18 protein-coding genes are annotated in these 19757 nt (G+C 67.4%); 3 read left to right on the forward strand and 15 right to left on the reverse strand.

The features are described from left to right. Window positions 1-6: 6 nt before the first annotated feature. On the forward strand, window positions 7-936 hold the full coding sequence (locus AC3IMC_RS02550; RefSeq protein WP_490916881.1) for an alpha/beta fold hydrolase: 930 nt from the start codon (window positions 7-9) through the stop codon (window positions 934-936). Continuing rightward, entirely contained in the window at window positions 933-2009 is a 1077-nt protein-coding gene (locus AC3IMC_RS02555; protein WP_490916882.1) for a glycosyltransferase family 4 protein, read from the forward strand. Before AC3IMC_RS02550 ends, AC3IMC_RS02555 begins: the two co-directional genes overlap by 4 nt. 28 nt (window positions 2010-2037) lie before the next feature. On the opposite strand, the gene AC3IMC_RS02560 is transcribed toward AC3IMC_RS02555, so the two are convergent. The 13 genes from AC3IMC_RS02560 to pyrR all read right to left on the reverse strand — a co-directional run bounded on the left by AC3IMC_RS02560 (window position 2038) and on the right by pyrR (window position 17122). Continuing rightward, the gene (locus tag AC3IMC_RS02560; protein WP_490916883.1) at window positions 2038-4134 is read right to left on the reverse strand and encodes a primosomal protein N'; all 2097 of its coding nucleotides are present in this window, start codon (window positions 4132-4134) and stop codon (window positions 2038-2040) included. Between the two features lie 89 nt (window positions 4135-4223). Continuing rightward, a complete protein-coding gene (gene metK / locus AC3IMC_RS02565; protein WP_490916884.1) occupies window positions 4224-5459 on the reverse strand; it encodes a methionine adenosyltransferase in 1236 nt (411 codons plus the stop codon). 109 nt (window positions 5460-5568) lie between these two features. Further along, complete coding sequence (gene coaBC, locus AC3IMC_RS02570) at window positions 5569-6807, reverse strand: bifunctional phosphopantothenoylcysteine decarboxylase/phosphopantothenate--cysteine ligase CoaBC (RefSeq protein ID WP_490916885.1); 1239 nt, start codon at window positions 6805-6807, stop codon at window positions 5569-5571. Window positions 6808-6845: 38 nt separating this feature from the next. Beyond that, window positions 6846-7106, reverse strand: a complete 261-nt coding sequence (gene rpoZ / locus AC3IMC_RS02575) for a DNA-directed RNA polymerase subunit omega (protein ID WP_003800778.1) — start codon at window positions 7104-7106, stop codon at window positions 6846-6848. A 16-nt stretch (window positions 7107-7122) separates the two neighbouring features. Beyond that, window positions 7123-7716 carry a guanylate kinase gene (gene gmk / locus AC3IMC_RS02580; RefSeq protein ID WP_490916886.1) on the reverse strand — a complete coding sequence of 198 codons (594 nt, stop codon included), beginning with the start codon at window positions 7714-7716 and terminating at the stop codon, window positions 7123-7125. A 44-nt stretch (window positions 7717-7760) separates the two neighbouring features. Then, complete coding sequence (gene mihF / locus AC3IMC_RS02585) at window positions 7761-8078, reverse strand: integration host factor, actinobacterial type (RefSeq protein ID WP_490916887.1); 318 nt, start codon at window positions 8076-8078, stop codon at window positions 7761-7763. A 112-nt stretch (window positions 8079-8190) separates the two neighbouring features. Further along, a complete protein-coding gene (pyrF, locus tag AC3IMC_RS02590; RefSeq protein WP_490916888.1) occupies window positions 8191-9051 on the reverse strand; it encodes an orotidine-5'-phosphate decarboxylase in 861 nt (286 codons plus the stop codon). Then, window positions 9044-12358, reverse strand: a complete 3315-nt coding sequence (gene carB, locus AC3IMC_RS02595) for a carbamoyl-phosphate synthase large subunit (protein ID WP_490916889.1) — start codon at window positions 12356-12358, stop codon at window positions 9044-9046. Before carB ends, pyrF begins: the two co-directional genes overlap by 8 nt. Then, the gene (carA, locus tag AC3IMC_RS02600; protein WP_490916890.1) at window positions 12358-13659 is read right to left on the reverse strand and encodes a glutamine-hydrolyzing carbamoyl-phosphate synthase small subunit; all 1302 of its coding nucleotides are present in this window, start codon (window positions 13657-13659) and stop codon (window positions 12358-12360) included. The genes carB and carA overlap by 1 nt, the downstream gene beginning before the upstream one ends. Beyond that, window positions 13640-14161: a PH-like domain-containing protein gene (locus AC3IMC_RS02605; RefSeq protein ID WP_490916891.1), complete on the reverse strand. Its 522-nt coding sequence runs from the start codon at window positions 14159-14161 to the stop codon at window positions 13640-13642. Before AC3IMC_RS02605 ends, carA begins: the two co-directional genes overlap by 20 nt. Then, window positions 14161-15513 carry a dihydroorotase gene (locus AC3IMC_RS02610; RefSeq protein WP_490916892.1) on the reverse strand — a complete coding sequence of 451 codons (1353 nt, stop codon included), beginning with the start codon at window positions 15511-15513 and terminating at the stop codon, window positions 14161-14163. The genes AC3IMC_RS02605 and AC3IMC_RS02610 overlap by 1 nt, the downstream gene beginning before the upstream one ends. Then, window positions 15513-16538 carry an aspartate carbamoyltransferase catalytic subunit gene (locus AC3IMC_RS02615; protein ID WP_490916893.1) on the reverse strand — a complete coding sequence of 342 codons (1026 nt, stop codon included), beginning with the start codon at window positions 16536-16538 and terminating at the stop codon, window positions 15513-15515. The genes AC3IMC_RS02610 and AC3IMC_RS02615 overlap by 1 nt, the downstream gene beginning before the upstream one ends. Next, a complete protein-coding gene (gene pyrR / locus AC3IMC_RS02620; protein WP_490916894.1) occupies window positions 16535-17122 on the reverse strand; it encodes a bifunctional pyr operon transcriptional regulator/uracil phosphoribosyltransferase PyrR in 588 nt (195 codons plus the stop codon). The genes AC3IMC_RS02615 and pyrR overlap by 4 nt, the downstream gene beginning before the upstream one ends. Window positions 17123-17311: 189 nt before the next feature. On the opposite strand from pyrR, the gene AC3IMC_RS02625 reads away from it, so the two are divergent. Continuing rightward, entirely contained in the window at window positions 17312-18589 is a 1278-nt protein-coding gene (locus tag AC3IMC_RS02625) for a PrsW family intramembrane metalloprotease (protein ID WP_490916895.1), read from the forward strand. 101 nt (window positions 18590-18690) lie between these two features. On the opposite strand, the gene nusB is transcribed toward AC3IMC_RS02625, so the two are convergent. Continuing rightward, a complete protein-coding gene (nusB, locus tag AC3IMC_RS02630) occupies window positions 18691-19101 on the reverse strand; it encodes a transcription antitermination factor NusB (protein ID WP_490916896.1) in 411 nt (136 codons plus the stop codon). Then, window positions 19101-19664 (reverse strand): elongation factor P, encoded by a 564-nt coding sequence (gene efp / locus AC3IMC_RS02635; protein WP_141941547.1) that lies wholly within the window; start codon window positions 19662-19664, stop codon window positions 19101-19103. The genes nusB and efp overlap by 1 nt, the downstream gene beginning before the upstream one ends. Window positions 19665-19757 lie beyond the last annotated feature (93 nt).

Raw genomic sequence — 19757 nt, forward strand, 5'->3', positions numbered from 1 at the left:
GGGGCCATGAACACCGTGAAACCGTCCGGCCCTGCCGTGCCCGCCTACTTAAGCGCCGACCTCGAGGCCCGCACCTCCGCGTCCGCGGTAACCCTCGACGGCGGCAGCGTTGCCTACTGGACGTACGAACCGCTGGAGACCACCCCCGAGACCCGCACCATCCTGGTGGTCCACGGGTTCCGCGGGGACCACCACGGGCTCCTGCGCGTCGCCGACCAACTGCCAGAGATGCGCATCATCATGCCCGACCTTCCCGGTTTCGGCAGTTCGGATGCGTTCGGGCAGGACCCGCACTCGGTGGAGCGGTACGGCCAGTTCGTTGCCGACTTCATGGCAGCCCTGGATCTGGGGCCGGACACCGTGCTGCTCGGGCATTCATTCGGCTCCATCGTGGCCGCGCACTTCGTGGCCAGCCATCCGGCAGCCGTGCACCCGCTGATCCTCGTCAACCCCATCGCCGCGCCGGCACTTGAGGGTCCGAAGGGCCTAATGACGCGCCTGGCGGTGCTGTATTACCGGCTCGCGGCGCGCCTCCCCCGCGGACTTGGCCTGGCGCTGCTGCGCAACAGGGTGATCGTCCGCGTCATGAGCGAAACCATGGCCAAGACGCGCGACAGGGGCCTCCGCGGTTTCATTCACGGCCAGCACCACGCCTACTTCAGTTCCTTCGCCGACCGGGACAGCCTGCTGGAGTCGTTCACCGCGTCGGTCAGCCACCACGTGGCGGAGGTGGCCGGAGAACTGAAGCTTCCGGTCCTGTTGATCGCCGGGGAAAAGGACGAGATCGCCACCCTCCCCGACCAGCACCGCCTCGTGGCGCTCCTGCCGGACGGCAACCTCAAGGTGATTCCCGGCGTCGGACACCTCATCCACTACGAAACGCCGGAACCGGCCGCCGGCCACATCCGCAGCTTCCTGAAGGACCACCCCGCGTGAAGATCGTCATCGATGCACGTTTCACCCGCACCGACCACCATGATGGCATCAGCCGCTACGGTGCCAGCCTGATCGCGGCTGCGGCGAAGATCGCCGATGTCTCCATGCTGATCTCGGACGAGCGGCAACTCGCCCTGTTGCCGGACGTGCCGTACACGCGGATCAGCAGCCCGCTCTCGCCCCTCGAACTGTTCGTGGCCCGCAAGGTCAATGCGCTGAAGCCGGATGTAGTGGTGTGCCCCATGCAAACCATGGGCACGTGGGGCCGGAAGTACGGGCTGGTGCTGACCCTGCATGACCTCATCTACTACGAGCACCCCGCTCCCCCGGGCTTCCTGCCGGCACCGGTCCGCGTGTTGTGGCGTCTTTACCACAAAGCGTTCTGGCCGCAGCGGCTGCTCCTGAACCGTGCCGATACCGTGGCCACCATCAGCCGCACCACCGAAGCGCTGATCGCCAAATACCGCCTGACCCGGCGTCCGGTGCGCATTATCGCCAATGCGCCCCAGCCGGCGCAGGAGCCGCGGCGGCCCGAAGCCGGCGCGGACAAGACAGTCGTTTACATGGGCTCGTTCATGCCGTACAAGAACGTGGAAACCATGGTGGCCGGCATGGCCGGACTGCCTGGCTACACCCTCCACCTCCTCAGCCGGATCACCCCGCAACGGCGGGCGGAGCTTGAAAAGATCATCCCGGCGGGCGCTTCCGTGGTGTTCCACGACGGGGTCACGGATGAGCAGTACGACGCCCTGCTGCGCCGCGCCACGGCACTTGTCAGCCTTTCACGCGCCGAGGGGTACGGCCTTCCCCTGGTGGAGGCGATGGCGCTGGGCACCCCCGTGATCGCCAGCGACATTCCGATCTTCCGCGAAGTGGGCGCGGACGCCGCCAGCTACGTCGACCCGTCATCTCCTGAACAATTTGCTGCCGCCGTGAACGCGCTCCAGGATGAGGCCCGGTGGCAGGATATCTCCCGCCGGTCAGTGGAGCGGGCACGCGAGTTCAGCTGGGATGAGTCCGCCCGCCAGCTGGTAGACATTGCGCACGAAATCATGGCCAGGCGTCGGCACTAAAGGGTTTCCCTAAAGCACGTCCACACCGTCACAGCACGTCCACACCGTCCAGGCGCACCTGCACCGGTTCCGTAGTGCGCTTGGCGGCGACGGCGGCCCGGGTGGCACGCAGGACACGGACGACGGCGGCCCCTTGGCTGTAGGGGAAGAACAGCAGGGTCCGGACATCCTCAGCCTGGCGCCGCCCCGACAGGGGCCCGTACGGAAGCAGGGGTGCCGGGCCTGCGCTGCGCACCACGATGCCCGCAGTTCCAAGTTCGGCTTCAACGGCACCGGTGTAATGCCCGACGGCGGCGCGCGGCCCCGTGACCGAAGCGATACGGACTGCCGGCGGAAGCCCGAGCTCCGTGCGCAGGGCCAGTTCCCGCTCCGCGTAGCCGGCAGGATCCCAGCGCAGCAGGGCACCCGTTGCGGCAGCATCCGTTGCCGTGACGACCACCACGCCGCCCTCGGGACCGGGCCGTACCAGGGCGGCGGCGTTGAACCACCGGCGCACCGTATCTTCGGCCGCACGCAGGGTTTCGCGGCGCAGCAGGGAGTCCCCATCCAACAGGAGTGCGGCGGCATAGCCTCCCTCGGCAACAGGCTCGGCACCGACCGTTGCCACCACCAGTGCCCTGGCGGGGCCTACGCGGGCCTTCACCTGGTCCCCGGAGGAGGTGACGACAGTTGCCCCGGGGAAGGCACGGCCGAGTTCTTCGGCCGTGCGCAGCACACCCGTTGCTCCCTTCCGGAGCCGCTTCGCGCCGCAGTGGGTGCACCGCCAGTCGGGGGCCGGAGTGGAACACCACCGGCACTGGGGCGGCGCTGAGGTGCCTGCCAGTGCCAGCGGACCCTGGCAGGCATTGCACCGGGCGGGCTCGCGGCAGGTGTCACAGACCAATGAAGGCGCGTAGCCGGCCCTGGCCACCTGGACCAGGACAGGGCCGTGTTCCAGCCCCTCCTTGGCGGCCGTCCAGGCCGCCCCCGGCAGCCGGGCTATGCCGGCCAGCGGATCCCGGCCCTGTTCGAAGCTGTCTGCGGTGTTGACCACCCGGGGAACTGTCTTGCGCAGCCCGGGACGATCGGAGCCGATCGGAACGGCCCAGCCTGCGTCGACCAGGCGCTGGACCTCGGTGCTGCGGGCGTGCCCTGCCAGCAGGCAGGCCGTGCCTTCCTGTTCGGCGCGCAGCAGCAGGACTTCCCGCGTGTGGGCGTATGGGGCGCGTTGCTCGATGTGGAGGTCGTCGCCGTCGTCCCAGCAGGCTACGAACCCCAGGTCCTGCACCGGAGCGAAGGCTGCCGCCCTGGTGCCGATGGCCACTTTGGCGGTTCCGGACAGCAGCCGCAGGAAGTTCCGGTAGCGGGGCGTCGGCCCATCGTCAGCGGCGAGCCGTGCCACGGCATGTTCAGGCAACAGGGTTTTGAGGGCGTCCTCGAGCCGGTCGAGGTCCCGGTAGTCCGGAACCACCAACAGGGCGCCGCGGCCGGAAACATAGGCAGCGGCGGCAGCTTCCGCCAGCAGCTGCGGCCAGCCGGCGGGCCCATAGCCCTGCAGGGGGTTAAGGACCGCCCGCGGCGATCCGCCCGCGGCCAGGTGCCGGAGGAAGGCAGGCCCGGCACGGTAGCCGGTCCAGGCGGAGGGGGCGGCGTTTACGGGACCGGGGTGCGCGCCCGGTTCGTCTGTTGCTTCGGACGCCCAGGGCCCGCCCACGGGCATCTCCTTCTCGAGTTTCGCCACCCGCGGCGGCACGGCGAGGCGCAGGACGTCGCTGACCGTGCCGGCGTAGCGGGCCGCGACGGCGTCCGCCAGGCTGCGCACGGCGGGTGTGAGGACCGGCACCGGGGACACGACTTTCGCCAGCGGCACCAGTGCGTGGCCGGCGTCGGACTCCGCGAGCCGCTCGAGCAGGAATCCGTTGAGGTCCTGGCCATTGAACTTGACCTTCACCCTGACGCCCGGCTGCGCGGCCTCGTCGAGGGACGCCGGCACGGCGTAGTCAAAGGGACGGTCAAGGTGCGGCAGCGACGACTCCACGAGCACCCGGGCCACGGGAAGGTGCGCGGCGGTGGCAACCCCACCCGCCACGGGGCGGGTCGGGAAGCCCTGCAGCAAGGACGGCTGGAGGGCGTTTTCAGCAGCCACCGTGGTTACCTCCGTTCAGCTGCCGGATGGACACAGACAGCCAAACACGAGGCGCTGACATCGATACTCCGGCCCGGGGAAGGAGCAGGCTAGGCGTTGAAATATGCCTTCAGGTCGTCGACCCGGTCCAGCCGTTCCCACGTGAAGTCGGGCTCGTCCCGGCCGAAGTGGCCGTGCGCGGCCGTCTTGGCGTAGATGGGGCGCTTGAGGTCGAGGGCATCGATGATGGCGCGAGGCCGGAGGTCGAAAATCTCGGCGATGGCCGCACTGATCCGGGCCGGGTCCACGGTCTCGGTGCCGAAGGTCTCCACGTAGGTGCCGACGGGACGGGCCTGGCCGATGGCGTACGCAATCTGGATTTCCGCGCGCTTGGCCAGGCCTGCCGCCACGACGTTCTTGGCAACCCACCGCATGGCGTATGCAGCGGAGCGGTCCACCTTGGACGGGTCCTTGCCGGAGAAGGCGCCCCCGCCGTGGCGGGCCATGCCGCCGTAGGTGTCAACGATGATCTTGCGGCCGGTCAGGCCGGCGTCGCCCACCGGTCCGCCAATGACGAACTCACCGGCAGGATTCAGGATGTTGGCGGCGCGGGAGATGTCCAGGTTCGCGGCTGCGAGCACCGGTTCGATGACGACGGCGGCGAGGTCGGCGCGGAGCTGGTCGAGGCTGGCGCCTTCCGCGTGCTGGCTGGAAATCACCACCGTCTCCACGGAGACGGGCACGTCCTTGTCATAGCCCACGGTGACCTGGGTCTTGCCGTCGGGGCGCAGGTACGGCAATTGGCCGGTCTTGCGGACATCGGTCAGCCGCTCCGAGAGCCGGTGCGCCAACCAGATCGGGGTGGGCATGTAGGACGGAGTCTCGTCGCTTGCATAGCCAAACATCAGGCCCTGGTCCCCGGCGCCCTGCAGGTCGTAGTCGTCCTCCTGGCGGCCCTCGCGTGCCTCCAGGGAATTGAAAACGCCACCGGCGATGTCGTTGGACTGCTGGCCGATGGAGACGGACACGCCGCAGCGGGCGCCGTCGAAGCCGTTGGCCGACGAATCGTATCCGATGCCCAGGATGGTCTCGCGGACGATCTGCGGGATCTCGACGTAGGCGTCGGTGGTGACTTCACCGGCCACGTGGACCAGGCCGGTGGTGGCCATGGTTTCGACCGCCACGCGGGATTCGGGGTCCGCCGCGAGCAGCGCGTCGAGGATGGCATCGCTGATCTGGTCGCAGATCTTGTCCGGATGGCCTTCGGTGACCGACTCGGACGTGAAAAGCCGGAGTGCGGAGGGCGTAGCCCCGTGGGTCTGGGGAAGGTGCAGCGGTAAAGTCACTCAACTACCTTACTGGTTGAAGTCCGTACTCCCGTCAGGGAGAAGTCCGTAGATGTCCCCGTGCTAAGCGAACGTGGCGGGGAACACCCGGACCAGGGGCGAAACAGGATCAGTTCACTGTCAGACGGTTCAGTTCAAAGCTGATGCGGCGGATGATGGCATCGGAGACCTCAGCCTTGGTTCCCGACGCTTCCTGCGGTTCGGAGCCAACACGCGAGAGGATGACCACGGAATTGGAGTCCTGCCCGAAAACTTTGTCCGTTCCGACGTGGTTGACTACCAGCAGGTCGCATCCTTTTCGCTGCAGTTTGGCTTCGGCGTAGGCCAGGACGTCGCCCTCGCCGTCCCCGGTCTCGGCGGCGAAGCCCACGATGAGCTGTCCGGCCACGGCGGCCGGCTGGCTGTTGCGCCGTTCCACCAGCTCCTGCAGGATGTCCGGGTTCCGCACCAGGGTGATGACGGGATCGGCGGTGTCGTCCCGCTTCTTGATCTTGGTGTCCGACACATCGGCAGGCCTGAAGTCCGCGACGGCGGCGGCCATGATGAAAACGTCCGAGTCCGCGGCGGCCTCAAGCGCGGCCCCGCGAAGCTGCAGGGCCGTTTCCACGCGCACCACCTCCACGCCGGAGGGGGCGGGGACGTCCATATGGGCTGCCAGCAGGCGGACGGTGGCGCCGGCGTTGCGGGCCGCTACGGCCAGGGCCACACCCTGCTTTCCGGAGGACCGGTTGCCGAGGAAACGGACGGGGTCCAGCGGCTCGCGGGTACCTCCGGCGCTGATGGTGACGGTGCGCCCGGCCAGCGGAAGCTGGTAATCGGTGCGTCCCTGGACCAGTGCCATGGCGGCTTCGAAGATCGCCTCGGGCTCGGGCAGCCTGCCCGGGCCGGAGTCGGAACCCGTCAACCTGCCGGAGGCCGGCTCCAGGACTGCTGCCCCGCGGGTCCGAAGGGTTTCGACGTTGGCGCGTGTGGCAGGGTGCTGCCACATTTCCGTATGCATCGCCGGCGCGAACAGCACAGGGCCATGCGCCATCAGCAGGGTGTTGGTGAGCAGGTCCGCGGCCTGTCCAGTGGCGGCCTTGGCCAGGAGGTCGGCCGTGGCAGGCGCCACCACCACCAGGTCTGCTTCGTGGCCGAGGCGGACGTGGTTGACCAGGTGGACGTCGTCGAAAACGCTGTTGCTGACCGGGTTGCCGGAGAGGGCTTCCCAGGTGGCGGTGCCCACGAAGCGGGTGGACGCCTCGGTGGGGATGACCGTGACGTCATGGCCGGCTTCAGTAAAAAGCCGGAGGAGCGATGCCACCTTGTAGGCGGCAATCCCTCCCCCGACTCCGAGGACTATGCGCACGTGACCTCCGTCAACAGCGAGTCAGTTAAGCGGCAGGATTACTCTGCGGCTTCGATCGGCGTGGAAACCAGCTTGCCTTCGTTGATCTCGCGCAGGGCGATCGAGAGCGACTTTTCGTTCAGCTTGGTGTCAACCAGCGGGCCGACGTACTCGAAGAGGCCCTCGTGCAGCTGGGCGTAGTAGGCGTTGATCTGACGAGCACGCTTGGCACCGAAGATCACCAGGCCGTACTTGGAGTCGGCTGCCTCGAGCAGCGAGTCGATCGGCGGGTTGATGATGCCTTCAAGGTTCGTGGACACGAATTTCTCCAAATTCCTAGCGGGCTGACGGTTCCGGCAGGTGTGGATGCGGTGTCAGCCCCATGAGTGAAACAAGCTCGTCCGCTGCCCGGCGGACGTCGTCATTGATGACGGTGTGATCGAACTCCGGTTCAGCAGCAAGTTCAAGTTTAGCGGTTTCCAGCCGCCGCTGCTGTTCTTCCGGTGTCTCGGTGCCCCGGCCCACCAGCCTGCGGACCATTTCGTCCCAGCTGGGAGGGGCAAGGAAGACGAACTGGGCGTCCGGGACCGCAGCCTTGACCTGGCGGGCACCCTGCAGGTCGATTTCCAGCAGCACCGACCGGCCTTCAGCGATGGCCCGGTTCACCGTGCTCTTGAGCGTGCCGTAGGTGTTCTGCCCGTGGACCACTGCCCACTCCAGAAGCTCGCCGTCGGCGATCAGCTGCTCGAACTCATCCCTGGACTTGAAGAAGTAATGGACTCCGTCCACCTCGCCGGGCCGGGGTGCGCGGGTGGTGGCTGAAACGGAGAGCCAGACCTCGGGGTAGTTGTCACGGATGTAGGTGGACACGGTGCCTTTGCCAACAGCCGTCGGACCTGCGAGGACTGTCAGTCCCGGTTTCTTGCTCACGTATTCCTTTGCCGGAGGTTGGAAGGGCAGCCGTCTGGCCTGCCTTAATGCTCGTCTATAAAATCTACCAGCGCCCGGCGCTGGTGGACGCCCAGGCCCCGGACCCGGCGGGAGGCGGCGATTCCGAGCTGCTGCATGATGGCCGCTGCACGGACCTTTCCGATGCCCGGAAGGGCTTCGAGCAATTCGGACACCCGCATCCGGGCCAGGGCGTCGTCCTGCAAGGCGGAGTCGATGATGTCCGCTGCGGACCTGTCGCCGTTCTTGAGGCTCTCCTTGGCTGCCGCGCGGGTGGCCCTGGCGGCCGCGGCCTTACCCAGGGCCTCCGCCCGTTCCGACGCTGATAAAGGTCGCAGGACCATCAAGGACACCCCCGGGGTTCGCCGGACTTGCTCCAAGGGCGGCCGCCCTTGGACCTGTCCTGAAACTACCCTCTGGTGCTGCCCGAATCAATGGATCGGGTAAAACGGGCAGCTACTGCCCGACAAGCCCGTCGAGGGTACGCCGGGCAGCTTCCCGCAGCTCCCGCAGGTCCGGCCCGGCCCGGAGGATGTCCCGGCTTGAGGTGCCCAGGACCTGGGGGTAGGCAGCACCGAAAGTTGTCCGCAAGTCTGCCGGAGTGGCACCTTGGGCGCCCAGCCCCGGCGCCAGGATGGGGCCGCGGACCGCGGCCAGGTCGAGGCCGAGGTTTGTCAGGGCGTCGCCCACGGTGGCGCCCACGACGAGGCCCACCGAGCCCAGGCTTCCCGTGTAGCGGGAGTTCTCCGCTGCCGCTGCGGCGCAGATCCTGCGGGCCACGGAGTCAATGCCACCTACATGCTGCACGGAGGCGCCCTCGGGGTTGGACGTCAGGGCCAGCACGAACACTCCGCGCCCGGTGTCCGCCGCGAGGTCCAGCGCAGGGCGCAGTGATTCGAAGCCGAGGTAAGGGCTGAGCGTGACGGAGTCCGCCGCGAGCGGAGACTCATCCCGAAGCCACGCGTCTGCGTAGGCGGCCATGGTGGAGCCGATGTCGCCGCGCTTGGCGTCGGCGATGGTGAGGACGGACTCGTCCCGGGCGCTGGCCAGCACCTCTTCCAGCACCGCCATTCCGGCAGAACCGTGGCGTTCGTAAAGTGCCACCTGGGGCTTCACGGCGGCAGCGAGCGAAGCCACTGCCTCCAGAACCGTCAGCGAGAACCGCCGAAGCCCCGCGGCGTCGTCGTCCAGGCCCCAGCTCTTCAACAGGGCGGGGTGCGGATCGATTCCGACGCAGAGCGGGCCGCGGGCGGCCATGGCGGCACCGAGCCGGGAGCCGAACGGCTCCCGGCCGGCAGTGGATACATGCTCAGGCATGCTGCAGGGCCGCCTTCTGGGACTCTGCAAGCGCCGTGGCGTGCTCCTGCAGGCTGGTGACAGACCATTCGTAGGTCCGCATGGCCTCGATCGCCTGGACGGCGGCATTGAACTCGGCCACCGTGGTGATGCAAGGGATGCCGATGGACGTTGCCGCGGCACGCAGTTCGTAGCCGTCGCTGCGCGCTTCGCCGCCGGATGGCGTGTTGAAGACCATGTCGATCTCACCGGCCACGATGAGGTCTGCGATGGTGCCTTCGCCTTCGGCGCTGCTGCCCTCGGCGACCTTCCGGACCGGTGTGGCCTGGATGCCGTTGCGGCGCAGGACATCGGCGGTGCCGCCGGTGGAGACGATCTCGAAGCCGAGGTCCGAGAGCCGCTTGACGCCCATGATCACGGAGCGCTTGTCCCGATTGGCGACGGAGACGAAGACCTTGCCCTCGGTGGGCAGCGCGTTGTTGGCGCCGGCCTGGCTCTTGGCGAAGGCGGTGTCGAAGTGCTTGTCGATGCCCATGACCTCACCGGTGGAACGCATTTCGGGGCCGAGCAGCGAGTCCACCACCTTGCCTTCGAGGGTGCGGAACCGGCTGAACGGCAGCACTGCTTCCTTGACGGCCACGGGGGCGTCCAGGGGCAGGGTGGAGCCGTCACCGGTTTCCGGCAGCATCTTGTAGGCGGTGCGCAGCTGGTTGATGGTCACGCCCGTGCCGATGAGGGCCGCGGCCTTGGCCATCTGGACGCCGGTGGCCTTGGACACGAACGGCACCGTCCGGGAAGCGCGCGGGTTGGCTTCGAGGACGTACAGGACGTCGGAGGCCAGCGCGAACTGGATGTTGATGAGGCCGCGCACGCCAACGCCTTCAGCGATGGCGCGGGTGGCCACGCGGACGCGTTCGACGACGTTGCTGCCCAGCGTGATGGGCGGCAGGACGCAGGCGGAGTCGCCGGAGTGGATGCCGGCTTCCTCGATGTGCTCCATGATGCCGCCCAGGTACATGTCGGTACCGTCGTAGAGGGCGTCGACGTCGATTTCGACGGCGTCCTCCAGGAAGCGGTCGATAAGTACCGGGTGGTCGGGGGTGATCTCGGTGGCGTTGGCGATGTAGCGGGACAGGTTGGGCTCGTCGTAAACGATCTCCATGCCGCGGCCGCCCAGCACGTAGGACGGGCGGACAAGCACCGGGTAGCCGATCTCGTCGGCGATCGTCTTGGCGTCCTCGAAGGACACGGCGGTGCCGTTCTTGGGCGAGACGAGGCCGGCCTTGTCCAGCACGCGGGAGAAGGCACCACGGTGCTCGGCGAGGTCGATGGCTTCCGGGGAGGTGCCGAGGATCGGAACTCCTGCGTCGGCGAGCTGCTGGGCGAGCTTCAGCGGGGTCTGGCCGCCAAGCTGGACGAACACGCCCATGACGCCACCGGTGCGTTCCTCGGCCGCGATGACCTCCAGCACGTCCTCGAGCGTGAGCGGCTCGAAGTACAGGCGGGTGGAGATGTCGTAGTCGGTGGAGACCGTTTCCGGGTTGCAGTTGACCATGACGGTCTCGTAGCCGGCCTTGCGCAGCGCCATGGAGGCATGGACGCAGGAGTAGTCGAACTCGATGCCCTGGCCGATACGGTTCGGGCCGGAGCCGAGGATCAGGATGGACGGCTTGGAGTGCAGCGCAACCTCGTCCTCCTCGTCGTACGCGGAGTAGTGGTACGGCGTGTAGGCGGCGAACTCGGCGGCGCAGGTGTCCACGGTCTTGTAGACGGGACGGATGCCCAAGGCCTGGCGGACGCCGCGGACCACGGCCTCGGAGTTATGCGTCAGGGCGCCGATCTGCTCGTCGGAGAAGCCGTGGCGCTTCGCCCGCTTGAGCATGTCAGCTGTCAGGGCACCGGCTTGGCGGATCTCGCGGGAGACCTCATTGAGGAGTTCGAGCTGGTCCAGGAACCAGGGGTCGATCTTGGTGGCCTCGAAGAGCTGTTCCACGGTGGCGCCGCCCAGCAGGGCACGCTGGACCTGGTGCAGGCGGTCCGTGGTGGGCCGCTTGGCCTTTTCGATCAGTTCGGCGACCTCCCACTCGGGGACGCTGCTGAAGTCCAGCTGCGAGCCCTTCTGCTCCAGGGAGCGCAGGGCCTTCTGCAGGGCTTCGGTGAAGTTGCGGCCCATGGCCATCGCTTCGCCCACCGACTTCATGGTGGTGGTGAGGGTATTGTCCGCGGCCGGGAACTTCTCGAACGCGAACCGCGGAACCTTGACCACCACATAGTCGAGAGTGGGCTCGAAGGACGCAGGCGTCTTCTGGGTGATGTCGTTGGGGATCTCGTCCAGGGTGTAGCCCAGCGAGAGCTTGGTGGCGATCTTGGCGATGGCGAAGCCGGTGGCCTTCGATGCCAGCGCCGAGGAGCGGGAGACGCGCGGGTTCATCTCGATGACCACCACGCGGCCGGTCTTGGGATCGATGGCGAACTGGATGTTGCAGCCGCCGGTGTCCACGCCCACCTCGCGGATGACGGCGATCGCGACGTCGCGCAGCTTCTGGTACTCGCGGTCGGTGAGGGTCAGGGCAGGTGCCACCGTGATCGAGTCTCCGGTGTGCACGCCGACGGGGTCGAAGTTCTCGATGGAGCAGACGACAACCACGTTGTCGTTCTTGTCGCGCATCATCTCGAGCTCGTATTCCTTCCAGCCGAGGATGCTCTCTTCGAGCAGCACCTCGCTGGTGGGGCTGTACTGCAGGCCCTGGCCGACGATGCGGCGCAGGTCCTCCTCGTTGTAGGCCAGGCCGGAGCCCAGGCCGCCCATGGTGAAGGAGGGCCGGACCACCATCGGGTAGCCCAGGTCGACGGCGGCGGTGAGGGCCTCGTCCATGGTGTGGATGATGTGGCTGCGGGCGGACTCGGCGCCGCAGCGTTCCACGACGCCCTTGAACTTCTCGCGGTCCTCGCCGAGCTCGATCGCGGCGATGTTGGCGCCGATCAGCTCCACGTTGTACTTCTCCAGCACGCCGTTCTTGTCGAGCGCGATGGCCGTGTTCAGTGCTGTCTGGCCACCGAGCGTGGGCAGCACGGCGTCGGGGCGTTCCTTGGCGATGATCTTCTCCACCACCTCGGGGGTGATGGGCTCAACGTAGGTGGCGTCAGCGAACTCAGGGTCGGTCATGATGGTGGCCGGGTTGGAGTTCACGAGGATGACGCGCAGGCCTTCCTCCTTGAGGACGCGCAGTGCCTGGGTGCCGGAGTAGTCGAATTCCGCGGCCTGGCCGATGACGATCGGGCCGGAACCAATGACGAGGACGCTCTTGAGATCTGTACGTTTCGGCATTACTTCTTGTCCTCAGTCTTGTTGTCGGAATTTTTCGGCGTTTCGGATGCAGCCTCGGCGGGGTGCGCGGAGTCCACCGGGTCCTTGGAAAGGTTGGCGGTGCGGCCGTCGCGCGTGCCTTCCATGAGGTCGATGAAGCGGTCGAAGAGGTAGGCGGCGTCGTGCGGGCCGGCGGCTGCTTCCGGGTGGTACTGCACGGAGAACGCCGGGATGTCGAGGCAGGCGAGGCCTTCCACGACGTCGTCGTTCAGGCTGACGTGGCTGACCTCCACCCGGCCGTAGCGTGACTCCGGAGCCTGGGTGGCGCCGTCGAGCGGTGCGTCAACGGCAAAGCCGTGGTTCTGGGAGGTAATTTCCACCTTGCCGGTGCGGCGGTCCATGACCGGCTGGTTGATGCCGCGGTGGCCGTAGCGGAGCTTGTAGGTGCCAAAACCGAGTGCGCGGCCCAGGATCTGGTTGCCGAAGCAGATGCCGAAGTACGGCAGCTTCTCGTCCAGGACGGAGCGCAGCAGCTTGACCTGGGCGTCGGCGGTGGCGGGGTCGCCGGGGCCGTTGGACATGAAGAAGCCGTCCGGGTTGACCGCTTTGACGTCCTCGAGCGTGGCGGTGGCCGGCAGTACGTGGACGCGCACACCGCGCTCGGCGAACCGGACGGGGGTCATGGCCTTGATGCCGAGGTCGATCGCCGCGATGCTGAAGCGGGGCTCACCTTCCCAGCCGTGGTCCTTGGGTTCCACGACGTAGGCCTCGTCCACGCTGACTTCTTCCGCCAGGCGGGCGCCCTCCATGGGAGCGCTGGCCAGGACGGCGTCGAGCAGTTCCTTGTCCGTCGCCTCGGCAGCCTCACCGGAGAAGATGCCGGCGCGCATGGTCTTATGTTCGCGCAGGTGCCGCGTGATGGCGCGGGTGTCCACGCCCTGGATCCCCACGATGCCCTGCGCCACCAGCTCTTCGTCCAGGGAGCGCTCGGAACGCCAGTTGGAGGGCCGGCGCGCGGCGTCACGGACGATGTAGCCAGCCACCCAAATCCGCCGCGACTCGGCGTCTTCGCTGTTCACGCCGGTGTTGCCGATGTGCGGCGCCGTCTGGACCACCAGCTGGCGGGCGTAGGACGGGTCGGTGATGGTTTCCTGGTAGCCGGTCATCCCGGTGGCGAAGACTGCCTCGCCGAGGGCGGTGCCGGTGGCTCCGTAGCTGGTGCCGCGGAAAATGCGCCCGTCTTCGAGGACCAGCGCTGCCGGGGCGGAGGTGGTTGCTGTCACTGTATTCGCTTTCACTGTCTTACTTTCCACTGGTGGCACCAGCCGCGGGGGCTGACGAAATCAATTCCTGAAGGGCCTGGTACAGCACGTCCTTGTCGGCGGCGCGGCGGGTGCGGAACCCGGTGTCCAGCGCGTGTGCGCCGAGCGTCCAGGCCAGCACCAGCAGGCCGTCCTTTTCCACGAACTTGCCCGCCATGCCGCTGTCCTGCCGGACACCCGTCAGCGACCCGGCAGGAACGTAGAGGGCAGCAGCCCCCGGCCGGTCGTAAATGACGCCGTGCGGGTACACCGCCAGGGTCGCGTTGGTGCGGATACCGAGGCCGTGCACGGCGATCCGGTCCAGCCAGTCGCCGGCGGTGGTGGTGGCGACGTACTGCCCCTCGGCGAGGGCGGTCGGCTCACCGGGTTCCGCGGGCACCTGGGGCAGCTGTGCGACGTCGGACTGGCGTCTCAGGCGGTTGCGCCAGCCAACCCACATCATGGCCAGCACGACGGCGATGATCGCCGCGGTGACGACCGCAGAGAGAAGTTTCGTGTCCATCAGGCCGCGCCTGCCGGGGTTGCCGCGGCGTCGGGGTGCGGGGTGTTGAGGGCGCCGTCCAGGACCGTAGGGTGTCCCCGGAAGAAGGTGGCAACGACCTTGCCGGGCAGTTCGCGGCCCTTGAACGGGGAGTTGCGGCCCATCGTGGCCATCTGGCTGGGGTCGACGGTCCAGCGCGCCGCCGGATCCACCAGGATGAGGTTGGCCGGTTCCCCGGCCTCGATCGGCCGGCCCTGGTCGGTGAGGCGGCCGATCCTGGCGGCGGTGGTGGACGTTACCCTGGCGAAGTCGGCCCAGGTCATCAGCCCGGTGTCGATCATGGCGTGCTGCACCACGGACAGGGCGGTTTCCAGCCCTGTCATGCCCATGGCGGCCTGCGCCCACTCGCATTCCTTGTGCTCGCTGGGGTGCGGCGCGTGGTCGGTGCCCACGACGTCGATGGTCCCGTCCGCGAGCCCGGCACGCAACGCCTGGACGTCGGCGTCGGTGCGCAGCGGCGGGTTGACCTTGAAGACGGGGTCGTAGCTGCGGACCAGGTCGTCGGTGAGCAGCAGGTGGTGGGGGGTGACCTCGGCGGTGACGTCGATCCCGCGTTCCTTGGCCCAGCGGATGATCTCTACGGAACCCGCCGTGGAGACGTGGCACACGTGCAGCCGCGAGCCGACGTGCTGTGCCAGCAGGACGTCGCGGGCGATGATGCTCTCTTCGGCGACAGCGGGCCAGCCGGTGAGTCCGAGGACCGCTGAGACGTCACCCTCGTTCATCTGCGCGCCGGCGGTGAGGCGGGGTTCCTGCGCGTGCTGGGCCACGACGCCGTCGAACGCCTTGACGTACTCCAGGGCCCGGCGCATCAGCACGGGATCGTGGACACAGATGCCGTCGTCGGAGAACATCCGCACCCGGGCGCGGGAATCGGCCATGGCACCCAGCTCGGCGAGTTGCTCGCCGGCGAGTCCGACGGTGACGGCGCCCACCGGCCGCACGTCAACCCAGCCGGCCGCCTGGCCCAGGGTGTAGACCTGCTCCACGACGCCGGCGGTATCGGCCACCGGCGTGCTGTTGGCCATCGCGTGGACGGCGGTGTAGCCGCCGAGGGCAGCAGCGCGGGTGCCGGTCTCGACCGTTTCGGCGTCTTCGCGGCCGGGTTCGCGCAGGTGCGTGTGGACGTCCACCATGCCGGGCAGCGCCACCAGGCCCGCGGCGTCGATGACGGAGGCGCTCTGGTCCTGCCCTTCAGGCGAGAGTCCGGTGCCGATCTCGGCGATGATGCCATCGCGGATCAGCAGGTCCGCCGGTTCCCCGCCGAGGATGGCGGCGCCCTGGATCAGGTAGGTTCCGGTGTTTGCTGCCATCAGTTGCTCTCCTTGCTGGATTGGGCGGCGGCATAGGCCGGGACCCGGTGAGTGGCTGTTTCCCGGGTGTCCCCGGAGAGCAGCAGGTACAGTGCTGCCATCCGCACGGACACGCCGTTGCGGACCTGCGCCAGGACAGTGGACCGGGGTGAGTCGGCGGCGGCTGCGCTGATTTCCAGGCCACGGTTCATGGGCCCTGGATGCATGATGATCGTATCCGTCATGCCGAGGTCGTCGAGGGCGCGGAGCCTGTTGTCGTCGAAGCCCCACCGGCGCGAGTATTCCCGGGTGCTGGGGAAGAATGAGGCGTTCATGCGTTCACCCTGGACACGAAGCATCATCACGGCGTCCACGCCGTTCACGAGGGTCTCGTCGAGGTTGTAGCTGACGCTGCAGGGCCACTTCTCGACGCCCACCGGCAGCAGGGTAGGCGGAGCCACCAGCGTTACCTCCGCGCCGAGGGTGCGCAGCAGCCAAACGTTCGAGCGCGCCACGCGGGAGTGCAGGACGTCGCCCGCGATCGCCACGCGCATGCCCTTGAGGTCGGTCCCTTCGGAACCTGTGCCGGCGAGGCGGGCCCAGTGCCGGCGCATGGTGAACGCGTCCAGCAGGGCCTGGGTGGGGTGCTCGTGGGTGCCGTCCCCGGCGTTGATGACGGCGGCGTCGATCCAGTCGGTTGCGGCCAGCCGGTAGGGTGCGCCCGAGGCCCAGTGGCGGATGACGACGGCGTCCGCGCCCATGGCGGACAGCGTCTGGGCCGTGTCCTTGAGGGATTCGCCCTTGGATACCGACGAGCCCTTGGCGGCGAAGTTGATGACGTCGGCAGAGAGCCGCTTTGCCGCGGCTTCGAAGGAGATGCGGGTGCGGGTGGAGTCTTCGAAGAAAAGGTTGACGACAGTTCGTCCGCGCAGGGCCGGAAGCTTCTTCACTTCCCGCTCCCCCACGGCCGACATCTCCTCGGCGGTGTCCAGGATGCGGATGGCGTTCGAAAGGCTGAGGTCCTCGGTGGACAGGAGGTGTTTCATGCGCCGCCCTCAATCACGACTTCGTTGACGGGGGTGCCGTCGTCGGAAGTATCTGTCTCTTCGAGCCGGACCCGGACCTTTTCGGCGGACGAGGTGGGGAGGTTCTTCCCGACGTGGTCCGCCCGGATCGGCAGTTCGCGGTGGCCGCGGTCGATCAGCACGGCGAGCCGCACAATGCGGGGGCGGCCGAGGTCCACGAGAGCGTCCAAGGCAGCCCGGATGGTGCGGCCGGAATACAGGACGTCGTCAATGAGCACCACTACTTTGTTGTCAATGCCGGTGCGGGGCAGCCGGGTGGGGTACGGCGGCCGGGTCCCTTGGTGGGAGAGGTCGTCGCGGAACATCGTGACGTCGAGCTGTCCGACAATGGCGGAGGCATCAACGGAGTTGTCTGCGGCGGCGATTTTCCGGGCCAGCCGGACCGCCAGCGGGTAGCCGCGGCGCGGAATCCCCAGCAGGACAAGGTCCTGGGAACCCTTGTTGGCCTCGAGGATCTCATGGGCGATACGAGTCAGGGCCCGGTCGATGTCCGCCTGGCTGAGGACAACCCTGGCTGGAACCGGTGCGCTGGTGACAGAAGTCAACGCTCGTCTCCCCTTTCCCCGCCTCACAGGACGGAATTAAAAAAGGATCATGTGCTGTTCAAAATTACCACACGGCCCACGCCGTCCCGGCGGCTGACCGATGCGTTGATGATCACACCGGCACGGGCGCGGCGCGTGTTCGCGCCGCCATCCTTTGACCCGTGCCGGCGCCCGCTTAGGCTTTCGGGTATGCCAACCTATCCCCAGCAGCCCTCGCCCGGACCACCCGACGATCCTTACCGGGGGGCGGGCAGTTATTTCCCGGGCCAGGCCAACCCGAGCTGGATGGGCCATGTGCAGCCCGGCAACTACCGTGCGGCACCCGGCCACCAGGGCAGCCCTGTGGCGCCCGTGGTCCCACCGCAGGTACAGGGAAGCCTGGTACGGGCCGCCCGGACCCGCGGCGGGCTGGTGGGAGTGACGGTGGCCGGCAGCGCCTTGGCGTTCCTGAGCCTGTTCCTGGTGGTGCCGTTCCTGCTGTCCAACACGGGGGCGGCGGGTTTCCTGATTGGCTTCGTGGCCTCCCTGATCCCGTTGTCGGTGGTCCTGCTGGCGGTCCACATCATCGACCGGTGGGAGCCCGAACCAAAGCGGCTGCTGTTCTTCGCGTTCGCCTGGGGCGCGGCCGTGTCCGTGGCCGTCACCCTGCTGATCCAGCCGTTCTTCGTGATCGCCTTCCAGTTTTCGGATGTGCCGGACCTGCAGACGTACATGGCCACGGTCCAAGCTCCCGTCGTCGAAGAATTCGCCAAATCCCTGGGCCTGCTGATCCTGCTCCTGGCCACCCGAAGGCACTTCGACGGTCCGGTGGACGGGGTGGTCTTTGCCTTCACTATCGCCGGTGGATTCGCCTTCACCGAAAACATCCTCTATTTCGGCAGGGCCATCGCCGAATCGTCCAGCCCGGCCAGTGACTTTGCCCAGGTATTCTTCCTCCGCGGCGTTATGTCCCCGTTCGCGCACGCAATCTTCACAGGCACCACCGGACTCATCATGGGATTCGCCGCACGGCGCTGGCACGCCGGCGCCTCCGTGGGAGCCTTCTTCGTGGGTCTGCTGCCGGCCATGTTCCTGCACAACCGATGGAACAGCATGGGCCAGGGCTTCCTGCTTGATTACATCTTCGTCCAGGTACCCATCTTCGTGCTGGCCGTGGGCGGCATCATCCTGTTGCGGGTGGCCGAAAAACGCCTCACCCGCCAGCGGCTGCTGGAATACTCCGCCGCGGGGTGGTTCACCCCGGCCGAAGTCCAACTCCTGGCCACCCGGGCGGGGCGGCGGACCGCCCTGGCATGGGCAGCAAACTCCGGCAGGAAGGGGCAGATGAAGGAATTCCTGAAGGCGGCGACTCAACTTGCCAACACCAGGCAGCGCATCCTGAGCGGCCGTGACGTGCCGTTGCACCAGGCCGAGGAACGGCAACAGCTGCAGCGCATTGTCACCCTCCGCGAATCGGTGACGCGCTGACCCGTGTACCGAGCCGCCCCGGCCACCGGAGAACGCGAAAAAGGCCCCGCCGGGTGGCGGGGCCTTTTCGTGTCTGTCCTGCTTGTAACGGTTGGAACCGGCTACGCGAGCAGCGAGGGCTTCAGCTGCTGCAGGCGGCCCAGGAGGCCGTTGATGAACTGCGGGGACTCGTCCGTGGACAGCGTCTTGGCCAGCGCAACAGCCTCGCTGACCGCCACGCCGTCGGGGACGTCGTCGTTGTACAGAAGCTCCCAGGTGCCGATGCGCAGGATGATGCGGTCCACCGACGGCATGCGCTCCAGGCTCCAGCCCTGTGAGTAGGTCTCGAGGAATTCGTCGATGGCAGCCTGCTGGGACACCACGCCCTCGACGATTTCCACCGTGTAGGGGTTGACCACCTGGTCGGTCTTTTCCCGGCGTGCGCGAAGCACGTCGAACGCCGAAACGGAGCGCTGCTCCGCCTCGAAAAGAACATCCAGAGCCCTGCTGCGGGCTTTACCGCGGGCGCTCACTACTCGGTGACCCGGCCCAGGTAGCTGCCGTCGCGGGTGTCCACCTTGACCTTGGTGTTGTTTTCAATGAACAGCGGGACCTGGATCTCGTAACCTGTTTCCAGGGTGGCCGGCTTGGTGCCTGCGGAGGAGCGGTCACCCTGGAGGCCCGGTTCGGTGTAGGTGATTTCGAGGACAACGCTCGGCGGCAGTTCGATGTAGAGGGGGGTGCCGTCGTGGATGGCGATGTTGACCATCTGGTTCTCGAGCATGAAGTTGGTGGCGTCGCCCACCGTCGCACCGGAGACCGTGATCTGGTCGTAGTCGGAGGTGTCCATGAACACGAAGTCCGCACCGTCCTGGTACAGGTACTGGTAGTCGCGGCGGTCCACGGTGGCCGTCTCGATCTTGAGGCCTGCGTTGAAGGTCTTGTCCACAACCTTGCCGGACATAACGTTGCGCATCTTGGTCCGGACAAAGGCGCCGCCCTTGCCGGGCTTGACGTGCTGGAATTCGATGATGTTCCAGAGCTGGCCCTCAAGCTTCAGGACCGTTCCGTTCTTGATGTCGTTAGTGGTTGCCACTGGTTTCCTCTGGTTTCCGTGTCTGGCCGGGTGGTCAGATGCTGTATACCGGGCGGGCATGCCGGAGCGGCCGCCTGCTCGTGTTTGTCAAAA

This window comes from Arthrobacter sp. E70 (assembly GCF_058266945.1).